The 17,580-nt window shown below is 54.1% G+C and carries 17 protein-coding genes, 1 tRNA gene and 3 pseudogenes; 7 read left to right on the top strand and 14 right to left on the bottom strand.

All coding sequences use genetic code 11. The features are described 5' to 3' along the window. Positions 1–7 precede the first annotated feature (7 nt). The 10 genes from mlaA to ccmA are packed head-to-tail and all read right to left on the bottom strand — an operon-like array spanning position 8 to position 7,649. Positions 8–763, bottom strand: coding sequence for a phospholipid-binding lipoprotein MlaA (mlaA, locus tag CSK29544_RS10845; protein WP_004387036.1), 756 nt, complete (start codon positions 761–763; stop codon positions 8–10). Between the two features lie 23 nt (positions 764–786). Next, positions 787–1,986: a c-type cytochrome biogenesis protein CcmI gene (ccmI, locus tag CSK29544_RS10840; RefSeq protein ID WP_007899361.1), complete on the bottom strand. Its 1,200-nt coding sequence runs from the start codon at positions 1,984–1,986 to the stop codon at positions 787–789. Further along, positions 1,983–2,444: a cytochrome c-type biogenesis protein gene (locus CSK29544_RS10835; RefSeq protein ID WP_007899363.1), complete on the bottom strand. Its 462-nt coding sequence runs from the start codon at positions 2,442–2,444 to the stop codon at positions 1,983–1,985. Before CSK29544_RS10835 ends, ccmI begins: the two co-directional genes overlap by 4 nt. Beyond that, the gene (locus tag CSK29544_RS10830) at positions 2,441–2,998 is read right to left on the bottom strand and encodes a DsbE family thiol:disulfide interchange protein (protein ID WP_004387033.1); all 558 of its coding nucleotides are present in this window, start codon (positions 2,996–2,998) and stop codon (positions 2,441–2,443) included. The genes CSK29544_RS10835 and CSK29544_RS10830 overlap by 4 nt, the downstream gene beginning before the upstream one ends. Next, positions 2,995–4,944 (bottom strand): heme lyase CcmF/NrfE family subunit, encoded by a 1,950-nt coding sequence (locus CSK29544_RS10825; protein WP_029039250.1) that lies wholly within the window; start codon positions 4,942–4,944, stop codon positions 2,995–2,997. Before CSK29544_RS10825 ends, CSK29544_RS10830 begins: the two co-directional genes overlap by 4 nt. Continuing rightward, complete coding sequence (gene ccmE / locus CSK29544_RS10820) at positions 4,941–5,420, bottom strand: cytochrome c maturation protein CcmE (RefSeq protein ID WP_007899370.1); 480 nt, start codon at positions 5,418–5,420, stop codon at positions 4,941–4,943. The genes CSK29544_RS10825 and ccmE overlap by 4 nt, the downstream gene beginning before the upstream one ends. Then, on the bottom strand, positions 5,417–5,611 hold the full coding sequence (gene ccmD, locus CSK29544_RS10815; protein ID WP_029039249.1) for a heme exporter protein CcmD: 195 nt from the start codon (positions 5,609–5,611) through the stop codon (positions 5,417–5,419). Before ccmD ends, ccmE begins: the two co-directional genes overlap by 4 nt. Beyond that, positions 5,608–6,339 carry a heme ABC transporter permease gene (locus CSK29544_RS10810; protein ID WP_029039248.1) on the bottom strand — a complete coding sequence of 244 codons (732 nt, stop codon included), beginning with the start codon at positions 6,337–6,339 and terminating at the stop codon, positions 5,608–5,610. Before CSK29544_RS10810 ends, ccmD begins: the two co-directional genes overlap by 4 nt. Positions 6,340–6,378: 39 nt before the next feature. Further along, positions 6,379–7,038 carry a heme exporter protein CcmB gene (gene ccmB / locus CSK29544_RS10805; protein ID WP_007899391.1) on the bottom strand — a complete coding sequence of 220 codons (660 nt, stop codon included), beginning with the start codon at positions 7,036–7,038 and terminating at the stop codon, positions 6,379–6,381. Then, entirely contained in the window at positions 7,035–7,649 is a 615-nt protein-coding gene (gene ccmA, locus CSK29544_RS10800) for a cytochrome c biogenesis heme-transporting ATPase CcmA (protein WP_007899398.1), read from the bottom strand. The genes ccmB and ccmA overlap by 4 nt, the downstream gene beginning before the upstream one ends. A 197-nt stretch (positions 7,650–7,846) precedes the next feature. On the opposite strand from ccmA, the gene CSK29544_RS10795 reads away from it, so the two are divergent. The 4 genes from CSK29544_RS10795 to CSK29544_RS10780 all read left to right on the top strand — a co-directional run bounded on the left by CSK29544_RS10795 (position 7,847) and on the right by CSK29544_RS10780 (position 11,783). Continuing rightward, positions 7,847–8,797: a formate/nitrite transporter family protein gene (locus tag CSK29544_RS10795; protein ID WP_007899401.1), complete on the top strand. Its 951-nt coding sequence runs from the start codon at positions 7,847–7,849 to the stop codon at positions 8,795–8,797. A 76-nt stretch (positions 8,798–8,873) separates the two neighbouring features. Beyond that, positions 8,874–8,948, top strand: a tRNA-Arg gene (locus tag CSK29544_RS10790). A 175-nt stretch (positions 8,949–9,123) separates the two neighbouring features. Continuing rightward, positions 9,124–10,323, top strand: coding sequence for a tyrosine-type recombinase/integrase (locus tag CSK29544_RS10785; RefSeq protein ID WP_007851503.1), 1,200 nt, complete (start codon positions 9,124–9,126; stop codon positions 10,321–10,323). Between the two features lie 197 nt (positions 10,324–10,520). Beyond that, on the top strand, positions 10,521–11,783 hold the full coding sequence (locus CSK29544_RS10780) for a tyrosine-type recombinase/integrase (protein WP_007899414.1): 1,263 nt from the start codon (positions 10,521–10,523) through the stop codon (positions 11,781–11,783). A gap of 49 nt (positions 11,784–11,832) precedes the next feature. Here the strand turns inward: CSK29544_RS10780 and CSK29544_RS10775 are convergent, their stop codons facing one another. The 4 genes and pseudogenes from CSK29544_RS10775 to CSK29544_RS10760 form a co-directional block, all read right to left on the bottom strand. Continuing rightward, positions 11,833–14,586 carry a TrlF family AAA-like ATPase gene (locus CSK29544_RS10775; RefSeq protein ID WP_071844244.1) on the bottom strand — a complete coding sequence of 918 codons (2,754 nt, stop codon included), beginning with the start codon at positions 14,584–14,586 and terminating at the stop codon, positions 11,833–11,835. Positions 14,587–14,908: 322 nt separating this feature from the next. Beyond that, a complete protein-coding gene (locus tag CSK29544_RS10770) occupies positions 14,909–15,475 on the bottom strand; it encodes a phage polarity suppression protein (protein ID WP_007900391.1) in 567 nt (188 codons plus the stop codon). A 16-nt stretch (positions 15,476–15,491) separates the two neighbouring features. After that, positions 15,492–15,737: an ogr/Delta-like zinc finger family protein gene (locus tag CSK29544_RS10765; protein ID WP_007900390.1), complete on the bottom strand. Its 246-nt coding sequence runs from the start codon at positions 15,735–15,737 to the stop codon at positions 15,492–15,494. Then, positions 15,734–16,018 (bottom strand): annotated as a pseudogene (locus CSK29544_RS10760) (glycoprotein 3); the annotation flags it as partial. The pseudogene CSK29544_RS10760 and the gene CSK29544_RS10765, both read right to left, overlap by 4 nt. Here CSK29544_RS10760 and CSK29544_RS10755 point away from each other — a divergent pair. The 3 genes and pseudogenes from CSK29544_RS10755 to CSK29544_RS10745 all read left to right on the top strand — a co-directional run. Further along, positions 15,977–16,243, top strand: a complete 267-nt coding sequence (locus CSK29544_RS10755) for a DUF5375 family protein (protein WP_007900388.1) — start codon at positions 15,977–15,979, stop codon at positions 16,241–16,243. The pseudogene CSK29544_RS10760 and the gene CSK29544_RS10755 sit on opposite strands and share 42 nt — an antisense overlap. A gap of 14 nt (positions 16,244–16,257) precedes the next feature. Next, positions 16,258–16,980: pseudogene (locus CSK29544_RS10750) on the top strand (primase-helicase zinc-binding domain-containing protein); the annotation flags it as partial. After that, positions 16,928–17,521, top strand: a pseudogene (locus CSK29544_RS10745) (tyrosine-type recombinase/integrase); the annotation flags it as partial. The pseudogenes CSK29544_RS10750 and CSK29544_RS10745, both read left to right, overlap by 53 nt. Between the last annotated feature and the right edge of the window lie 59 nt (positions 17,522–17,580).

Here is a 17,580-nt window from a genome sequence, read left to right as displayed (position 1 = left end):
CGGCGTTTTATTCCGAATCGATATCCTTGAGATCGCCTTCAATCGCCTGCGCGTTCGGGTTTTCATTTGGCTTAAGCTTACCGCCGTTGGCGATAAAGTCGTGACGCTGGAAATACGCCTCACGCACCAGGATGTAAGGATCGGAAGACTGGCGCAGCAGGCCGTCGGAATCGAGCAGTTGCGCGCGGGTCTCCACGCCTTCCACCGCCCATTTGCCGAGCGACAGCGGCCAGGTCAGCCAGGAGAGCACCGGATAAGTAGTGTCCGCCATATCGCCGACATCTTCACGCAGCGTAAAGCTGCCGTAGAACGGCAACTGCACATACGGCCCGTAACCGACGCCATAGGTGCCGAGCGTGCTGCCGAAACGGTGCGGCTCTTCTCGCTGCAGTTTCGGGTTCGCCATACCGGCCACGTCGATGAAACCGCCCATCCCCAGCAGGGTGTTCAGGAAGAAACGGGTAAAGTGCACCATCCCCTGGTAGGGGTCGCCCTGCAGAAATTTATTAAGCATTGAGGCGGGTTCTTCAAGGTTGCTGGTGAAGTTGCCCAGCCCGTTGCGCGCCGGTTGTGGCACGTAGTCGCGCCAGGCGACAGCCACCGGGCGCAGCACATAAGGGTCCACCACGTCATAGTTAAAAGTAAACATGGTGCGGTTGAACCCTTCAAAGGGGTCGGAACGCCCTTGCTGCGGCTCTGACGAACTGGCGCAGCCCACTAAAAGCGTGGCCGCCAGCGCAAGCCCGGTAAGGCGAAAGTTCATAGCAGTCTCCCTGTAAATGGTAACTAACCCGCTCCTGATGGCGAAGGCGCGACCAGGACGTCCACCGGCGCTGCCGGGTTGAGCGTGGTGAAGCGGCGCTCGCCTGTCCAGTCTCCGGGTTGTACGGCCGCGTTGCCGTCCCGGGAAATATGCACCTTCACAATGCCCTGCGTGACGTGTTCAAGCCCCCTGTCCGGGAGCATCGCGTCGGCGTCATCAAGCGTAATTGTCAGCGGAAAATGGCCCAGCGGCAATTTTTTCACCAACACCGGTACGTTTGATGCGCCATCCGTCACGCTGATAAAGAGTATCCCTTTATCTGGTAAGGCTTTTTTCGAAACGGGTGAGAGCGTGATTTTAACAGCCAGTCTCGCGTTGTCCATGCCGCTGTCCACGCGCGCCTGCGCAATGCCGCGCACGACCGCCGCACGGCGCGCATCGTCCGGCGGCAGGCGCGTCAGCATCGACTGCCAGACGGCAATCGCCTCCGTATAGCGCTGCTGGCGAAACGCGCTGAAGGCAAGCAGCCCCTGCGCGCGCAGATTATCAGGTGCCTGCGCCGAGACGTCTTTTAGCATCTGTTCACCGAGGCGGTTATCGTCCGGCTGCGGCGAGCGCGCCAGCACTTCAGCATAGTCGAGCCGCGCTTCGATGCTTTGCGAATTGAGCTGCCAGGCGCGTTTAAACGCTTCTGTAGCGGTATCAGCGTTATTGAGCACCATACCGATGCGCCCGAGCATCGCCCAGCCCGCGCCGTTATGCGGGTCGTCCTGCAAACGCGTGCGCAGCCCAAGCCCGAGGCGCGTCAGCTCCTCCACCGTGAGCGGTGTTGCGTGCGGATCCATCACGCGCGCCACCAGTGAGGGTGTCTCGCGCGCCGCCGCCTGCCAGTCATTCACCTGTTTAAGGCTATGCGTCGCCATGAACAGCCCGCCGCTCACCGCCACGACCAGCAGCACGCCCGCCAGCAACGCACCATTACCCGTGTGACTCGTTTTCTGCCCGCGCGGCTCGGGAATATCCGCCAGCAGGCTGTGTTGTAATTCCACCACCAGCGCCTGACGAGCCTCGGGCGGCTCCTCGTCAAGCTCCCGCAGGCGCGAGTAATAGAGTGTGCGGTTCAGCGCATCGCGGCTGACCGCGCCCCGCTCGCGCCACGGCCAGAAGACCAGCGCCGCAACGCCCACCAGCAGGACGACGATAACCATAATTAACGCGCTCACGGGCGTTTTCCTTCTTCATTCAGTAGCGCGCGCAGCCGCTCCTGTTCGTCTTCGTCAAGCACGAGCGGCTCCCGTCGGATGCGACGCGCGCGGATCACCAGCACGGCAACGCCGCCTGCCGCAAAGAGCGCGGGCAGCAGCCAGAGCAGTATCGTGCCGGGCGTAACGGGCGGATCGTAGGTCACGAAATTTCCGTAGCGCGCCACCATATACGCCACAATCTGCTCGCGGCTCTGCCCCTGCTGCATCAGCTCATAGACCTTCTGGCGCATATCTGCCGCGATCATCGAACCGGAATCAGCGATGCTGTTGTTCTGGCATTTCGGGCAACGCAGCGCGCTGGTCAGCTCGCGGAACTGCTGCTCCTGCGCCTCGTTCTGAAAAGGGTACGCCTCGATGGCGGCAGAAACATGACACGCCAGCAGCAGGCCAGCCAGCAGAGTTAACAGACGTTTCACGGCTCGACCTCCTGATTCAGCGCATCCCACAGTGGTTTGACGTCCTGCCGCCACACCTCGTCATTCAGATCGCCCGCGTGGCGATAGCGAATCACGCCGCGCCCGTCGATAACAAACGTCTCCGGCGCGCCATACACGCCCAGATCCAGCCCGAGCATTCCGCTGCCGTCAAACAGGCTCAGCGCGTAAGGGTTGCCGAGCGTGTTGAGCCAGGCCACGGCTTTAGCGCGATCGTCTTTATAGTTAAGCCCGACGATCCGCACGCCCTTCGCGGCCAGGCCGTTGAGAAACTGATGTTCGGCGCGGCACGTCGGGCACCAGGTCGCCCAGACGTTAAGCAGCAGCGGTTTGCCGTTCAGGAGGGCGGCGCGATCGTAGGTCACGCTTGGGTCATCAAGCGCGGCGAGCCGGAACGCGGGCAGAGGTTTGCCCACCAGCGTGGATTCGAGCTGAGACGGATCGTCCCCCGCCGCGTTGCGCGTCAGTTGCCAGAACAGCACGGCGGCGAGCAGCAGAAACAGCGCCAGCGGGAGAAGTAAAATGCGGCGTCTCATGTGGCCTCCTGGATTTTTTTCAGCCGGTAACGCGGGTCGAGCAGACAAAGCAGCCCGCCGAACGCCATCAGCAGCCCGCCGTACCAGATCCAGCGGACAAACGGTTTGTAATAAAGGCGCACCGCCCAGCTGCCGTCATCGAGTTCTTCACCGAGCGCCGCGTAGAGATCGCGCGTCAGCCCGCCGTCGATGGCGGCTTCGGTCATCACCACGCGGTTGCTGTTATAGGCGCGTTTTTCGGCGCGCAGCGTTGCCTCGGGTTTACCGTCGCGCAGCACATCGATAATCCCGACCGCGCCGCGCCAGTTCGGCCCCTGCGCGTCGCGCACTTCGCGAAACACAAAACGGTAATGATGAATATCAACGCTGTCGCCCGCCGTCATGCGCACGTCGCGCTCCACGCTGTAGTTCTGGCTGAACGCGATGCCGATAACCGTTACCGCAAGCCCTACGTGCCCGAGCGTCATCCCCCACTGGCTGCGACTTAATTTCCCCAGCCCGCGCCACAGGCTATGACGGTGCGTGGCGCGCTCAAGCAGCTCCATCAGCGTTAACACCAGCACCCAGACCGCCATCATCAGCCCGGCGACCGTCATCGCGTTAATGCTGTCCTGCAAAAGCCAGGGCAGCATCAGCGAGGCAGCGAGCGTAACGACCAGCGCCACCAGCAGGCGACGGCGCAGCTTTTGCGGCTCATCGCGCCGCCAGCGCACCAGCGGCCCGACGCCGAGCAACAGCGCGAACGGCACCATCAGCGCGCTGAACAGCACATTGAAAAACGGCGCGCCGACGGAAATCGACCCCAGCCCCAGCGCCTTATGCACCAGCGGCAGCAGCGTGCCGAGCAGCACTACCAGCATGGCGGTGATAAGCAGAATATTGTTGCCGAGCAGAAAACTTTCGCGCGACCAGAGCGCATTGCCCACCCGCGCCCTGACGCTGCCGCCTTTCACGGCATAGAGCAGCAGCGAGCCGCCGATAACAATCACCAGCAGCGCCAGAATAAACATGCCGCGCGCCGGATCGGAGGCGAACGCGTGCACGGAGACCAGCACGCCGGAGCGCACCAGGAACGTGCCGAGCAGACAGAGCGAAAACGCGGTGATGGCGAGCAGCACCGTCCAGGCGCGGAAGCTGCCGCGCTTTTCCGTCACCGCCAGCGAGTGCATCAGCGCGGTGCCCGCGAGCCACGGCATCAGCGAGGCGTTTTCTACCGGGTCCCAGAACCACCAGCCGCCCCAGCCGAGTTCGTAATAGGCCCAGGCGGAGCCAAGCATAATGCCGATGGTCAGAAACACCCACGCTGCCTGCGTCCAGGGGCGCGACCAGCGCGCCCATGCGGTGTCGAGCCGCCCGGTTAAGAGCGACGCCACGGCAAAGGCGAACGCGACCGAAAACCCGACATACCCCATATACAGCAGCGGCGGATGGAAAATCAGCCCGATATCCTGCAGCAGCGGGTTGAGATCGCGCCCTTCAATCGGGTATTCCGGCAGCGTGCGTGTGAAAGGGTTTGAGGTCAGCAGAATAAACAGCAGGAAGCAGAAATTAATCCCGCCCATCACTGACAGCACGCGGGCGATCGCCTCCTGTGGCATGGCGCGGCTGAACATCGCAACGGCAAACGTCCACGCGCCCATCAGCAGCACCCAAAGCAATAGTGAGCCTTCGTGCGCGCCCCAGGTCGCGGCCACGCGATACCAGACCGGCAGCTCGGTGTTGGAGTTGCTCGCCACATAGAGCACCGTGAAATCGTTCACCACAAAAGCATGCACGAGGATAAGAAACGCGCCCAGCAGGCAGGCGAAAAGCGCGCAGGCGAGCGGGCGCGCCAGCGTCATCAGCCGCGGTGCCTGACGCATCGCGCCCCACTGCGGCCAGAGCGTGAGCAGCAGCGCGAGGCCTGCGGCGAGGCACAGCAAGAAATTCCCGATTTCCGGCATCATGGGCGGTTGTCCTTATACGCCTGCGGCGGACGCGTGTGGTTGGCATCCATCGCCGCTTTCACCTCCGGTGGCGTGTAGTTTTCGTCATGCTTCGCCAGCACTTCGCGCGCGTGAATGCGCTGATCCTCGCCCAGCACGCCCTGCGCCACCACGCCCTGCCCTTCACGAAACAGATCGGGCAGAATGCCGTCGTAATCGACATCTACCACACCGCGTGCGTCATAGAGACGAAAGCTCACCTTCAGGCTCTGGCTGTCGCGCTTCACGCTCCCTGGCATCACCATTCCGCCGACGCGCAGCCGCTGGCCCGGTTGTGGTTTCTCCTGCGAGGCACCTTTGCCGTAGAGAATTTCACCCGGCGTATAGAAGAGATCGATATTGGCGCGCAGCGCGTAGAGCACCAGGGCCATCGTCAGCCCGAGGCCCGCCAGCACGGCGAGCGCGACCCACAGGCGCGTTTTACGACGCGGGTTCATCGCGACACCTCCGCGCCCTGGCGTCGGCGCTCGCGCGCCTGACGTTTCGCGATATCCCGGCGCAGCGTACGGCGCGCCAGACGCGTATGCGCTATCAGCAGTGCCAGCGGAATCACCGTCATCGCCACCGCCAGCCAGACGTAAAAGGCGTAGCCGCCCATCAGGAAAAACGAGGTCAACGCGGCGGTCATGATTTTTTCTCCAGCACCACGGCCACCCACGGGCGATGGCGCTCCTGAAGCAGCAGCAAATTGCCGAGGCGCGTCAGCGTGAGCGTCACAAACAGGCACAAAAAACCGGCGATATTCCAGCGCAGCGGCGCGCGCATGCTCGGGTCGATGCTCTGTTGCATATTGGTGGAGCCCTGATGCAGCGTATTCCACCACTCCACCGAGTAGTGGATGATGGGCAGATTCACCACGCCCACCAGCACCAGTACGCCCGCGGCGCGGCCCGCGAGGCGGCGGTCGTCAAAGGCGTGCCAGAGCGCGATGACGCCCGCGTATAAAAACAGCAGCACCAGCTCGGAAGTGAGCCGCGCATCCCAGATCCACCATGTGCCCCACATCGGTTTCCCCCAGGCGGAGCCGGTTGTCAGCGCGATAAAGGTGTAGACCGCGCCCACCGGGGCCATCGCCATCACGGCCAGGTCGGCCGCCCGGTTCTGCCACACCAGCCCGATAAACGCCGCGACCGCCATTGAGGCGTAAATGCCCATCGAGCCCATCGCCGCCGGAACGTGCAGATACATGATGCGGTAGCTGTCGCCCTGCTGGTAATCGGGCGGCGCAAAAACAAAACCCCAGATACAGCCCGTCGCGAGCATCACGGCACCCGGCCACGCGAACCACGGCGTGAGCCGCTGGCAGAGGCCGTAAAGCCGTTCAGGCCGCGCCCAGGGGTGTAAGAATTTCCACATGCTATTGCTCACATAAAATTATCGCCCGCGAAACCGGGCCTACTGAATAGTGATACGCAGCGCCGCCGCCGTCGCGAACGGCATTAGCGTGACGCTTGCTGTTAAAAACGCGCCGGAGAGCGCGAAAAACCCGCCGACCGGCAACTGCATCATGGCGGCATCCACCGCGGCGGTGGAGAAAATCAGCAGCGGGATCGCAAGCGGCAGAATAATCAGGCTCAACAGGATGCCGCCGCGGCGCAGCCCGGCCGTCAGCGCCGCGCCCAGCGCGCCGAGAAAGCTCAGCGTCGGCGTGCCAAGCAACAGCGTCAGCATTAGCGTCAGCGTCGCATAGCCGTTCAGTCCCATCAGCAGCGCCGCCAGCGGCGAGAGCACGACCAGCGGCAGCCCGGTCGCCACCCAGTGAGCGGTCACTTTCGCGATAATCACCACCGGCAGCGGCGTTGGCAACAGCATGAGCTGTTCCAGCGCGCCATCGCGCACGTCGTCGCGAAACAGCCGATCCATCGCCAGCAGCGAGGCGAGCAGCGCCGCGACCCACACCACGCCTGGCGCGATACGCGCAAGCCGTTGCGGCTCCGGGCCTGCGCCGAGCGCGAACAATACAATCACCACCAGAAAAAACCACAGCGGGTTAAGGAGTTCCGCCCGGTGACGCGCGGCGAGACGCAGCTCGCGGCGGATAATGCGGCCCATCATGCGGCGGGCTCCGGCGTAAGGGTTAATGTGCGGTGTGCAACGTTAAACGCCAGCGGTTGGTGAGTGGTGACTATCACCGCGCCGCCGCGTGCCGCGTGCGCCTCAAGACGCCTCGTCAGCGTCGCCACGCCTGCGGCATCAAGCGCCGTTAGCGGTTCATCCAGTACCCACAGTGATGCTTCGCTAAGCCACAATCTTGCCAGCGCTACGCGGCGCTGCTGGCCTGCTGAGAGTTGTTCAACCGGGAGATCTTCATACCCACCAAGCCCGATGGCGGCAAGCGCCTGCCAGCGCGTCTCGCGCCGGGTCTGTGGGTGATAAAACGCGAGATTTTCATCGGCGGTGAGCGCCGCTTTGATACCCGGCAGATGGCCGAGCCACAGCAATTCCTGATGAAAGGCAGAGCGCTGATGCGCAAGCGGTTCGCCGCGCCAGTACACCTCGCCCTCTTCCGGGCGCGCCAGCCCGACCAACAGGCGCAACAGCGAGGTTTTCCCGGCCCCGTTCGCGCCGGTCAGGTGCACAATCTCGCCAGGCGACACGCGAAACGAGAGCGCGCGAAACAGCAGCCGCTCGTCGCGCAGGCAGGCAAGATTCCGGGCTTCTAACATGGGACAGCTCCTTTCAGACGAGTCGGGAATAGTACCACAGGGCAATGACGCGGCCACCCCGCGGACTGCGCAGGCGGTGAAACCCTGCGCGATGCCTCGCAAAATATTCATCACGCAGGCTGAATTGTCTGTTTTTCCTGATAACGTTCGCCGACGCGCTACGCTTAATGCATTCCCTTATTTGACTGGAGTACATAATGAGCAAACCTGGCGAGGAAAAAATCGGCGAGGCGGATGAGCTGGAAGTCGAAAGTGAAGAAAAAGAGAGCGGAGAAGAAATAGAAGTGGATGAAGAGGAACTGCCGTCGCGCGCGATGGCCATCCATGAGCACATCCGCCAGGACGGCGAGAAAGAGATGGAGCGCGACGCGATGGCGCTGTTCTGGTCGGCCATCGCCGCCGGGCTGTCGATGGGCGCGTCGCTGCTGGCCAAAGGTATTTTCCACGTCCACCTGGAAGGCATTCCCGGCGGATTTTTGCTGGAAAGCCTCGGCTACACCTTTGGTTTTATCATCGTCATCATGGCGCGCCAGCAGCTCTTTACCGAGAATACCGTCACGGCGGTGCTGCCGGTGATGCAGAACCCGACCGGCACCAATATGCTGTTGCTCCTGCGCCTCTGGGGCGTGGTGCTGCTCGGTAATATCATCGGCACCGGCCTTGCGACGCTGGCGTTTGAATTTATGCCGATTTTTGACGAGGCAACACGCGATGCGTTTGTGACCATCGGCATGGAAGTCATGCACAACACGCCGGGGGAAATGTTCGCGAACGCGATTATCTCCGGCTGGATCATCGCGACGATGGTGTGGATGTTCCCGTCTGCGGGTGCCGCGAAGATCGTGGTGATTATCCTGATGACCTGGCTTATCGCGCTCGGCAACACAACGCATATCGTGGTGGGCACCGTCGAGATCCTCTATCTCGTCTTTAACGGCACCATTCACTGGAGCGAATTCTTCTGGCCGTTCGCCCTGCCGACGCTTGCGGGCAACATCATCGGCGGTACGTTTATCTTCGCGCTGTTAAGCCATGCGCAGATCCGTAACGACATGAGCAATAAGAAGAAATCGGAAGAGAAAGCGCGTCTGAAAAAGGAAAAGGCAGCGCGTGAAGACGAAACCGGGCGCGGCTCACAAAACCGCTGACGATGGCGATTGTTTAACCGAACAGGCGGCTAAGCCCTTAACGGCGGTGTAAAAATCGGTATACTGACGCCGCCTCGTCCCCTTAGTTAAATGGATATAACGAGCCCCTCCTAAGGGCTAGTTGCAGGTTCGATTCCTGCAGGGGACACCAGATATAACTCTCCTGATGTCTACCGAATTCAATAAAAACCTTTTATAATCAGCCATAACTCCTCTTCTCAGGCTATGCGACGTCAACTGAAGTCTACCCATATCTACGTGAATCAATAAACGTTTGGGGGCCTAAGTGGGGGCTTATCCTGTTCAACGGAAAATGAGGCCCCCAAATGCCACTGAATGCTCGTCAGGTCGAGACTGCAAAGCCCAGAGATAAAGCCTATAAACTCGCTGATGGCGGAGGGCTCTATCTCATGGTCAATACTAACGGTTCAAAGTACTGGCGAATGAAGTATCGATTTGCCGGTAAAGAGAAAAAACTCTCGTTCGGAACCTATCCTGACATCTCACTTGCGGAAGCCCGCACTAAGCGCGATGAAGCGAGAAAAACATTGGCAAATGATAAAGATCCCGGTGAAGTTAAAAAAGCCGAACTACTTGCCCAAAAACTATCGGTTACGAATACTTTTGAAGCGATAGCGGTTGAGTGGTACAACGCAAAAGTTTCTGGCTGGTCAAAAAACTACGCTGACTATGTTAACCGGGCCTTCAAAAACAATGTATTTCCCTTTGTTGGATCGCAGCCGGTTAATGAGATAAAGCCACTGGAGCTTCTGTCTGTATTGCAGCGTATGGAAAAGCGAGGTGCGCCGGAGCTTGCCAGTAAAGTGCGCCAACGTTGTAGCGAAGTGTTCCGTTACGCTATTGTTACTGGCCGAGCCGAGTACAACCCTGCGGCTGATCTTGGTAGTGCTTTACAGGGGTACGAGAAACAACATTATCCCTTTCTTACTGCTGCTGAGCTACCCGAGTTTTTACAAAAGCTTTCACAATACACCGGCAGTCTAGTAACGCTTCTGGCGACCCGACTACTCATGCTTACGGGCTTACGAACCGTCGAATTACGTATGGCAGAATGGAGTGAAATCGACTTCGAAAACCATATCTGGGAAATACCGAAAAGTAGAATGAAGATGAGGCGACCCCACATAGTCCCCCTTTCTGCTCAATCCTTAGCAGCACTTCGGCAACTAAAGCAATTGACCGGTACTTACCAGTTTATCTTTGCAGGTCGAAACGATGTTAATAAACCAATGAGCGAAGCCAGCATCAATATGGTTATTAAAAGGATTGGTTACGATAAGAGAGCAACCGGACATGGTTTTCGTCACACCATGAGCACAATCTTGCATGAGGAAGGATTCAACACTGCTTGGATTGAGACCCAGCTCGCGCATGTGGACAAGAACGCGATTCGCGGGACCTATAACCATGCGCAGTATCTTGAAGGGAGGAAAGAGATGATGCAGTGGTATGGGGACTATTTGGATGGATTGCGATTGGATGGAAACGTTGCCAGAGTTAGTTAATGAAGAGCCGATTCGAGTTCGGCCTTCGGCACCATTAGTACTTCCAAGATCATCCGAGAAAGTCCATAAAACCCTTTAAAATCAATGCTTGCAGCGATTTTTCCGTCCCGAGTTGTCCGAGGTCGTCCGTTGAAATCCGGATGTCATTGGGGGCATAATTGGGGGCATCTTAACTTCGATTAGAAATGTGCCCCCAAATGAAGCTCAACGCCAGACAGGTCGAGACCGCAAAGCCAAAAGACAAAACCTACAAAATGGCCGATGGCGGCGGTTTGTATCTCGAGGTTTCGGCCAAGGGTTCTAAATACTGGCGCATGAAATACAGACGTCCCTCTGACAAAAAAGAGGATCGCCTCGCTTTTGGTGTTTGGCCTACAGTGACGCTTGCTCAGGCAAGAGCAAAGCGCGATGAAGCTAAAAAGCTCTTAGTACAGGGCATAGACCCAAAAGCCGAACAGAAAGAAGCTCAGGCCGAGAATTCGGGAGCATATACTTTCGAAACCATAGCTCGTGAATGGCATGCCAGTAACAAGCGATGGAGTGAAGATCATCGATCGCGCGTTCTTCGCTATCTTGAGCTTTATATTTTCCCTCATATCGGTTCGTCCGACATTCGCCAGCTCAAAACCAGCCACCTGTTAGCTCCGATTAAAAAAGTTGATGCCAGTGGAAAGCATGACGTCGCTCAGCGCCTGCAACAGCGCGTTACGGCCATTATGCGTTATGCCGTACAGAACGATTACATCGACTCAAACCCAGCCAGTGATATGGCCGGTGCGCTATCGACAACCAAAGCGCGACATTACCCCGCTTTGCCCTCAAGCCGGTTCCCTGAGTTTCTTGCTCGTCTTGATGCATATCGTGGCCGTGTAATGACGCGGATCGCGGTCGAGCTCTCTTTACTCACTTTTGTTCGTTCCAGTGAGTTACGTTTCGCGCGATGGGATGAGTTCGACTTCGATAAATCTCTCTGGCGCGTACCGGCAAAACGAGAAGAAATTAAAGGCGTGCGTTACTCGTACCGTGGCATGAAGATGAAAGAGGAGCATATCGTTCCGCTTAGTCGGCAAGCGATGATTTTGTTAGAGCAGCTAAAGCAGATTAGTGGTGATAAAGAGTTACTTTTTCCGGGGGATCATGACGCAACAAAGGTTATGAGTGAAAACACAGTAAACAGCGCTTTACGTGCAATGGGTTATGACACGAAGACCGAAGTCTGCGGGCATGGTTTTAGGACGATGGCGCGTGGTGCATTGGGTGAGTCAGGGTTATGGAGTGACGATGCCATTGAACGACAGCTAAGCCATTCAGAACGCAATAATGTACGCGCTGCGTATATTCATACATCTGAGCATTTGGATGAACGACGTTTGATGGTGCAGTGGTGGGCTAACTATCTCGATGCCAACAAAAATGAATTTGTAACTCCATTCGATTATGCAAAACATCAAAAATATTGATGTTGAGAGTATTTACCTCTCTCTCTTTTCGAGAGAGAGGCAAATGCTTTTAAGCAGAAACAATCCTTCTATAGCGTTGACTAAATGCGTCTCTGCCCCCTTCCATTATGTCACAGATGTTTTTTCTTACTTCACGTTCTTGTAATCCTCCAAAGGAAAGGAAATCAGTGATACCTGACTGCTGGCTTAATGAAACAACTAGTTCAGAGTCTCCGTTCACAACAATGTTAGGATTGTGAGTTATTATAATTATTTGCCTTTTGCATTTGCTTTCTTTTATTTTTTTCACAATAAGCTCATAAACTAGTTGGTTATCTAAATCATCTTCAGGCTGATCTAAAATTATAGGGTCATCTCCATAGGAAAGTAAAAATGCGAGAACTGTTGCTGCCTTCTGGCCTGCTGAGCCCTGAGATAGATCTTTAAATCTTCGACCATCATTATATTTTACTGTGATTGAATCACTAGGGAACCAGCATATTAAGGCGGTGACCTCTTCTTCAGATAATGAGTTTTTAAAATCGAAGAAACGCTTGCTTAACTTCACATCCAATATTGTGTTAGCGGTTTTATCAAAAAATCCATTTTTTAGGTCTTGTATTTTATTTATAATCCCATCATTGTCCTCTGAAATTTCTTTAATCTTAGTATTTAATATATTTAAAAAACCATTATCATCTTCATTGTATATTTCATTGCTGAATGTAGTATCGTTTTTATCGATGGCGTTTCTAAAACTACTTTCAAGGAATTGTTTATCACCACAAAAATCAACATTAACTTTAAAGTTAGCATTATTATCATTTATGTCGACGAGGAATTGTCTTCTCCGGGCTGTGATTTCCTTACGAAGTTCAACTAATTTCTTGTAACTTTGAACAATTTCTGATTTTTTTTGTTCAATGGTTTTTTCATCGGCAGCGATTTTACTTAACCGTTCTGACAGTGCTTTCCTTGTACCAATAAGGCTTTCATACTCGCTTGGGTTATTAACCCCACTAGCTTGTAGGTTAGCTACTAATGTGGTGTATTGATTTTTATTGGCAATAATTTCTTGCTTCAATGCAGATGAGTCAAACCAATTGCTTAGACCTTTAATTTCGTCAGTGACATCATTGATGGTCTTATTGAATGTGATAATATTATCTTCAACTTTTTGTTGAAGCTCTAGGATTTTGTTTTGGGTAGTCGTTTCATTTTGATTGATAAAAAGTTCAGGATTGACTTCAAGTTTAATTGGTCTGGTTTGAGTAATGTAACTAGTTATATTTTCTAAGAAATCAACATTTCCTGTAATGAAATTACGTATCAAATTATCTTGGTTTAAAGATTTCTGATAATTTGCTAAAATGCTAGTATGACTGGATCTTTCAATAGATGCTATTTTTTGATTGATATCATTTAATTGACCGGTTAAGGTACTTTTAGTGGATATATTTGACTTTAAATCTTTAACTTCTCTTCTTAACTGAAAAATTGTGCTAACTTCATTTTCCCATTTATAGTTCCATTCGGTTAAGTTAACAATGCTTGACTCATCAATCAGGTTTAAAAGATAATTTGGTGAGCGAGATATTTCATATATTTGCTTTTGACTAAATATTTTTACGGGGAATCTACTTATTACATCCCCTTCTTCTAGGATGACGTTTTGCCCATCAATTCGGTTTATAGATATTTGCTGGCCGCCATATCTCCATTCTAACTTATAATGATTTTCTCCTTTTAAGTACTCTACGTGAATGCTACTATCTTCTAAAAAGACACCATCATCATCTCTGCTCTGTGCTTTTTTGGCTAGTTTAGAATAAGAGTTAAACATTTCTTTGTTAGATGATAACTGCTCCAGTTCTTTCTCTCTTCCCAAAGCCGTTCTCATAAACTCTAAAATGGTTGATTTACCGCTTCCTCTCCCACCTATAATACAATTTAACCATGGGTGAAACTGTATTGAAAATTCATTTATTCTCCCGCAGTATTTAGTTTTGTTTATCTTTATGGATGTAATTCTGTTTTCCGCGTAAATATTTGGAGAGTTTGGGTATTGATCTGACCTTTTTAATGAGTCATCACCGTCAAACAAAGCAAGCTTTAATCCATCAATTGATGGTGTACCCATTTTTACCCACGTAAAAGCTCTACCAACTCTGTTTGGGTGGTGAGAATCTGAACCAATTACCTCAGAAAGTCCTGTTTGTAACGAAACATACCCATGTAGTGGACTTGAACCTGGCTGGTTGGTTTCATATTCATCATGCGTTCTTATTATTTCAACTGCAGAAGCATTAGTAAGTATCTGCTTTAGGGTCGCACCTGAAGAATGAACGGTGCAAAGCCCGCTCGCTTTGTCAATATGTGCTGGAATCGCAACTCCCCCACGATTAATGATTAAGTCAATAACGTCTTGCGGACTGATTTGAGTTACTGCATCACTATCCCCTTCTGTACCGGAGTAGTTAGTTGCACCAATTATCTGAGATATAAAACTAGATGTTTTATCAATGTCAAATATACCTAAAATATGAATGTTACCATGTGCTGTAATCTCTATACTTGGAAATATGTATATTGAATGCCCTTCTGATCTTAAATTGTCTGCTTCTATCTTTAATCTGTCGATCCATGACCCAGTATTATGATCGGTCACTGCTATGCATTCAATTCCGTGTTGAATATAATCTAATAACCATTGCCTCGGGGTCATTGTTTGTTTTATTTGATGGTCTGCTTTACCGTAATCCATTGATGCGGGTGTATGTGTGTGGAAATCAAACTTCCACCACTTCGAACCTATTTGCTGCATGACATCCTCCTGTCAGATTAATGGTTCATTATGATTTTTTTGCTTTTCAGTGTTACCAGACCTACTTTAACCCTTTTTTATATCTCAAACATCCTACCAAAATATAATTAATTAATACTTATCGCGCGCAATGCTCTCCCCGCCCCGCCTGCCCGCTTAAGGGATCGCTTTTAATGCAGGTGCAAAGGTGGACTCAGGCCGCGCCGCGACTGGCGCGGGTCGGGAGTGTAGGAACGGGAAAACGCATGCAAAACCATGCACCCTTTGGATGCATGGCTTAATTCGGGAAAAATGACAAGATTTACAGGGATTTTTTGACAGGTTACTGCGCGGCCAGCCCGGCGCGTCGACGGGTGTAAATCATGTTCTGTGCAGGGGTGAATTTTTCACGATTATCATCCCGCGAAGGCGCGTCAGGCCTGTATCCGATGGCCGTTAAAATGTCGTTATCCTGTGCAGAATAATTAATTTCATTTCCTGCGGTCAGCCAGACGGAAAGAGCTTCTCGCAGGTAATCTACTGAACGGTCAAGCGCACGGTTTTTTATCATCGCGGGCTGGTTTTTAATCTCCATCAGCTCCGGTGCCAGTGCGGCGGCCAGCTCCGCGCCGTTCTGCTGCATAAAATCATGCAGCCGGTTACGGATGCTGATGCGCTGCACCTCCTCATGCGAGAAGATGTAGCGACCGGCGGCCTGATTAACTTCCCACTTTTTTACGTCAATCAGGTCACGCAGCGTCTGCAATCTGCGGGAGCCTGATGCATTGTCATCCAGCAATAATTCCTGATATTCCTGCATTGCGGCGGCCAGTTCGGTTTTACGGTTCAGCCACGCGGTTTTGTTCGTCTGACAGGCTTCATTGGCCTGCTGTAAGGTCAGGGTGGTCACGGGTTGTCTCTCCTGATTAGTGGCGGAACGGCGAGCTGTAGCAGCCTTTTACCCGACGGGGTGCTGCGGGTATTGTCGGCACCGGCGCGGGTTTCTCATCGACGACCGGCGAACGTATCACTTCAAAGATGGACTCATGCGTTTTGAATGTCGCCGAGCAGTGCACATTCTGGCACTGCAGGTAACTCTCTTTGACGCTCTCGGACATATAGCGGCTGGTGCGAACGTGTGCCGCCGTGCGGCAGAAAGGGCAGCGCATCATGACAGTAACCCCCGTGCTTTCAGGTCGGCTTCACGTTCCCGCATTTTTTCCTGCCAGACTTTCCGCTGAACGGGCGTGGCCGCAACGTCATGCTCCATATGTGGCAGCGTGGAGGCCGACAGCCCTGTTTTAAACAGCACCGGTTCATCGGTCAGACGGATATTGCAGCCTTTCACCGCCTGCTCAAGCCGGTCTTTCACCTGCTGCATCACAACCTTTTCCGGTTCGGTATATCCCTGATGGCCTGTGGTATTGGCAAGCGGGTTATTCAGAACCAGTACCCGCACCTCACCCTCGACGCGCTGGAAAGCGCCATTGCCGCCGAGCTTGAGGGCTTCTACCTGCGCCAGCATGGCGAGGAAAAAGGCCGTCAGATTGCCTGTGCATTACTGGAAGATTTAATGGAAGCCGGGCCACTGAAAGCCCCGCCGTCGCTGTCCTTTCTCGGGCTCGCCGTGATGGATGAGCTTTGCGCCCGCCATATCACCGCACCGGTACTGCACTGAGGGAGAAAATAACAATGAAAATGAACGTATCAGAAACGGTAAAACAGGCGTGCGGCCACTGGCCGCGCATTCTCCCGGCGCTGGGTGTGAAGGTGATTAAAAACCGGCATCAGTCCTGTCCGGTGTGCGGCGGCTCCGACCGCTTCCGCTTTGACGATAAAGAGGGGCGCGGCACGTGGTTCTGTAACCAGTGCGGCGCGGGTGACGGACTTAAGCTGGTTGAGAAGGTATTCGACGTATCGGCCTCAGAGGCCGCCCAAAAGGTGAATGCTGTCACCGGCAACCTGCCGCCGGTTGCCCCGGAGGTGATTGCTGCCGCAGAGACAGAAACCGATGCCGACCGCAAAGCGGCGGCCGGGCTGGCCGCGAAACTGATGGAGAAAACCCGACCGGCCACCGGCAACGCCTACCTTACCCGAAAGGGCTTCCCCGCTCTGGAATGTCTGACGCTCACCGTCATGCATAAAACCGGCGGCGTGACGTTCCGCGCCGATGATGCGGTGGTGCCGCTGCATGACGATGCCGGGGCGCTGGTTAACCTTCAGATTATTAATGCTGACGGTCTCAAACGCACCCTGAAAGGCGGAGCGGTGAAAGGTACATGCCATATCATTGAGGGGCAGAAACAGGCCGGAAAACGCCTGTGGATTGCGGAGGGCTATGCGACCGCGCTCACCGTGCATCAGACCACTAACACGCTTAGCTGTGGAGCTGACGTTGTTAGTCTTCATTCGATCTAGTGAGTTACGTTTTGCTCGCTGGTCAGAAGTTGATTTTGAAACTGCAATGTGGACGATTCCGGGAGAGCGTGAACCTTTAGAAGGTGTGAAACATTCACATCGAGGTTCGAAAATGCGCACTCCACATCTTGTACCCTTATCACGACAAGCTCTCGCCATTCTAGAAAAGATCAAAAGCATGAGTGGAAACCGAGAGCTGATCTTCGTTGGCGATCATGATCCACGTAAACCAATGAGTGAGAACACGGTGAACAAGGCACTGCGGGTGATGGGCTATGATACGAAAGTTGAGGTTTGCGGGCATGGTTTCAGGACTATGGCATGTAGTTCGTTAATCGAGTCGGGATTGTGGTCGAAGGATGCGGTTGAACGGCAGATGAGTCACCAGGAACGTAACTCTGTGCGTGCGGCTTATATTCATAAGGCTGAACACTTGGGGGAGCGTAGGCTGATGGTGCAGTGGTGGGCGGATTATCTGGATGCGAATCGGGAGAAGGGGGTTAGCCCGTTTGATTTTGCTAAGTTGAATAAGGGCTGATTAAAAGGATTTCTATAAGGCGCGCCTCAGGCATGCCTTATTTTTTTGCTAATTTTGGT

The sequence above is a fragment of the Cronobacter sakazakii genome, assembly GCF_000982825.1.
GTDB classification, from domain to species: Bacteria; Pseudomonadota; Gammaproteobacteria; order Enterobacterales; family Enterobacteriaceae; genus Cronobacter; species Cronobacter sakazakii.
The sequence above is the reverse complement of the archived record's forward strand: the minus strand, read 5'-3'. Positions and strand labels throughout refer to the sequence as shown.

What these genes read in the sequence shown, in the direction of transcription:
- mlaA (WP_004387036.1), bottom strand. Translation starts at nt 763, where the DNA reads ATGAACTTTCGCCTTACCGGGCTTGCGCTGGCGGCCACGCTTTTAGTG.
- CSK29544_RS10830 (WP_004387033.1), bottom strand. Translation starts at nt 2,998, where the DNA reads ATGAGACGCCGCATTTTACTTCTCCCGCTGGCGCTGTTTCTGCTGCTC.
- CSK29544_RS10825 (WP_029039250.1), bottom strand. Translation starts at nt 4,944, where the DNA reads ATGATGCCGGAAATCGGGAATTTCTTGCTGTGCCTCGCCGCAGGCCTC.
- ccmE (WP_007899370.1), bottom strand. Translation starts at nt 5,420, where the DNA reads ATGAACCCGCGTCGTAAAACGCGCCTGTGGGTCGCGCTCGCCGTGCTG.
- ccmD (WP_029039249.1), bottom strand. Translation starts at nt 5,611, where the DNA reads ATGACCGCCGCGTTGACCTCGTTTTTCCTGATGGGCGGCTACGCCTTT.
- CSK29544_RS10810 (WP_029039248.1), bottom strand. Translation starts at nt 6,339, where the DNA reads ATGTGGAAATTCTTACACCCCTGGGCGCGGCCTGAACGGCTTTACGGC.
- ccmB (WP_007899391.1), bottom strand. Translation starts at nt 7,038, where the DNA reads ATGATGGGCCGCATTATCCGCCGCGAGCTGCGTCTCGCCGCGCGTCAC.
- ccmA (WP_007899398.1), bottom strand. Translation starts at nt 7,649, where the DNA reads ATGTTAGAAGCCCGGAATCTTGCCTGCCTGCGCGACGAGCGGCTGCTG.
- CSK29544_RS10795 (WP_007899401.1), top strand. Translation starts at nt 7,847, where the DNA reads ATGAGCAAACCTGGCGAGGAAAAAATCGGCGAGGCGGATGAGCTGGAA.
- CSK29544_RS10785 (WP_007851503.1), top strand. Translation starts at nt 9,124, where the DNA reads ATGCCACTGAATGCTCGTCAGGTCGAGACTGCAAAGCCCAGAGATAAA.
- CSK29544_RS10780 (WP_007899414.1), top strand. Translation starts at nt 10,521, where the DNA reads ATGAAGCTCAACGCCAGACAGGTCGAGACCGCAAAGCCAAAAGACAAA.
- CSK29544_RS10775 (WP_071844244.1), bottom strand. Translation starts at nt 14,586, where the DNA reads ATGCAGCAAATAGGTTCGAAGTGGTGGAAGTTTGATTTCCACACACAT.
- CSK29544_RS10765 (WP_007900390.1), bottom strand. Translation starts at nt 15,737, where the DNA reads ATGATGCGCTGCCCTTTCTGCCGCACGGCGGCACACGTTCGCACCAGC.
- CSK29544_RS10755 (WP_007900388.1), top strand. Translation starts at nt 15,977, where the DNA reads ATGGCCTGTGGTATTGGCAAGCGGGTTATTCAGAACCAGTACCCGCAC.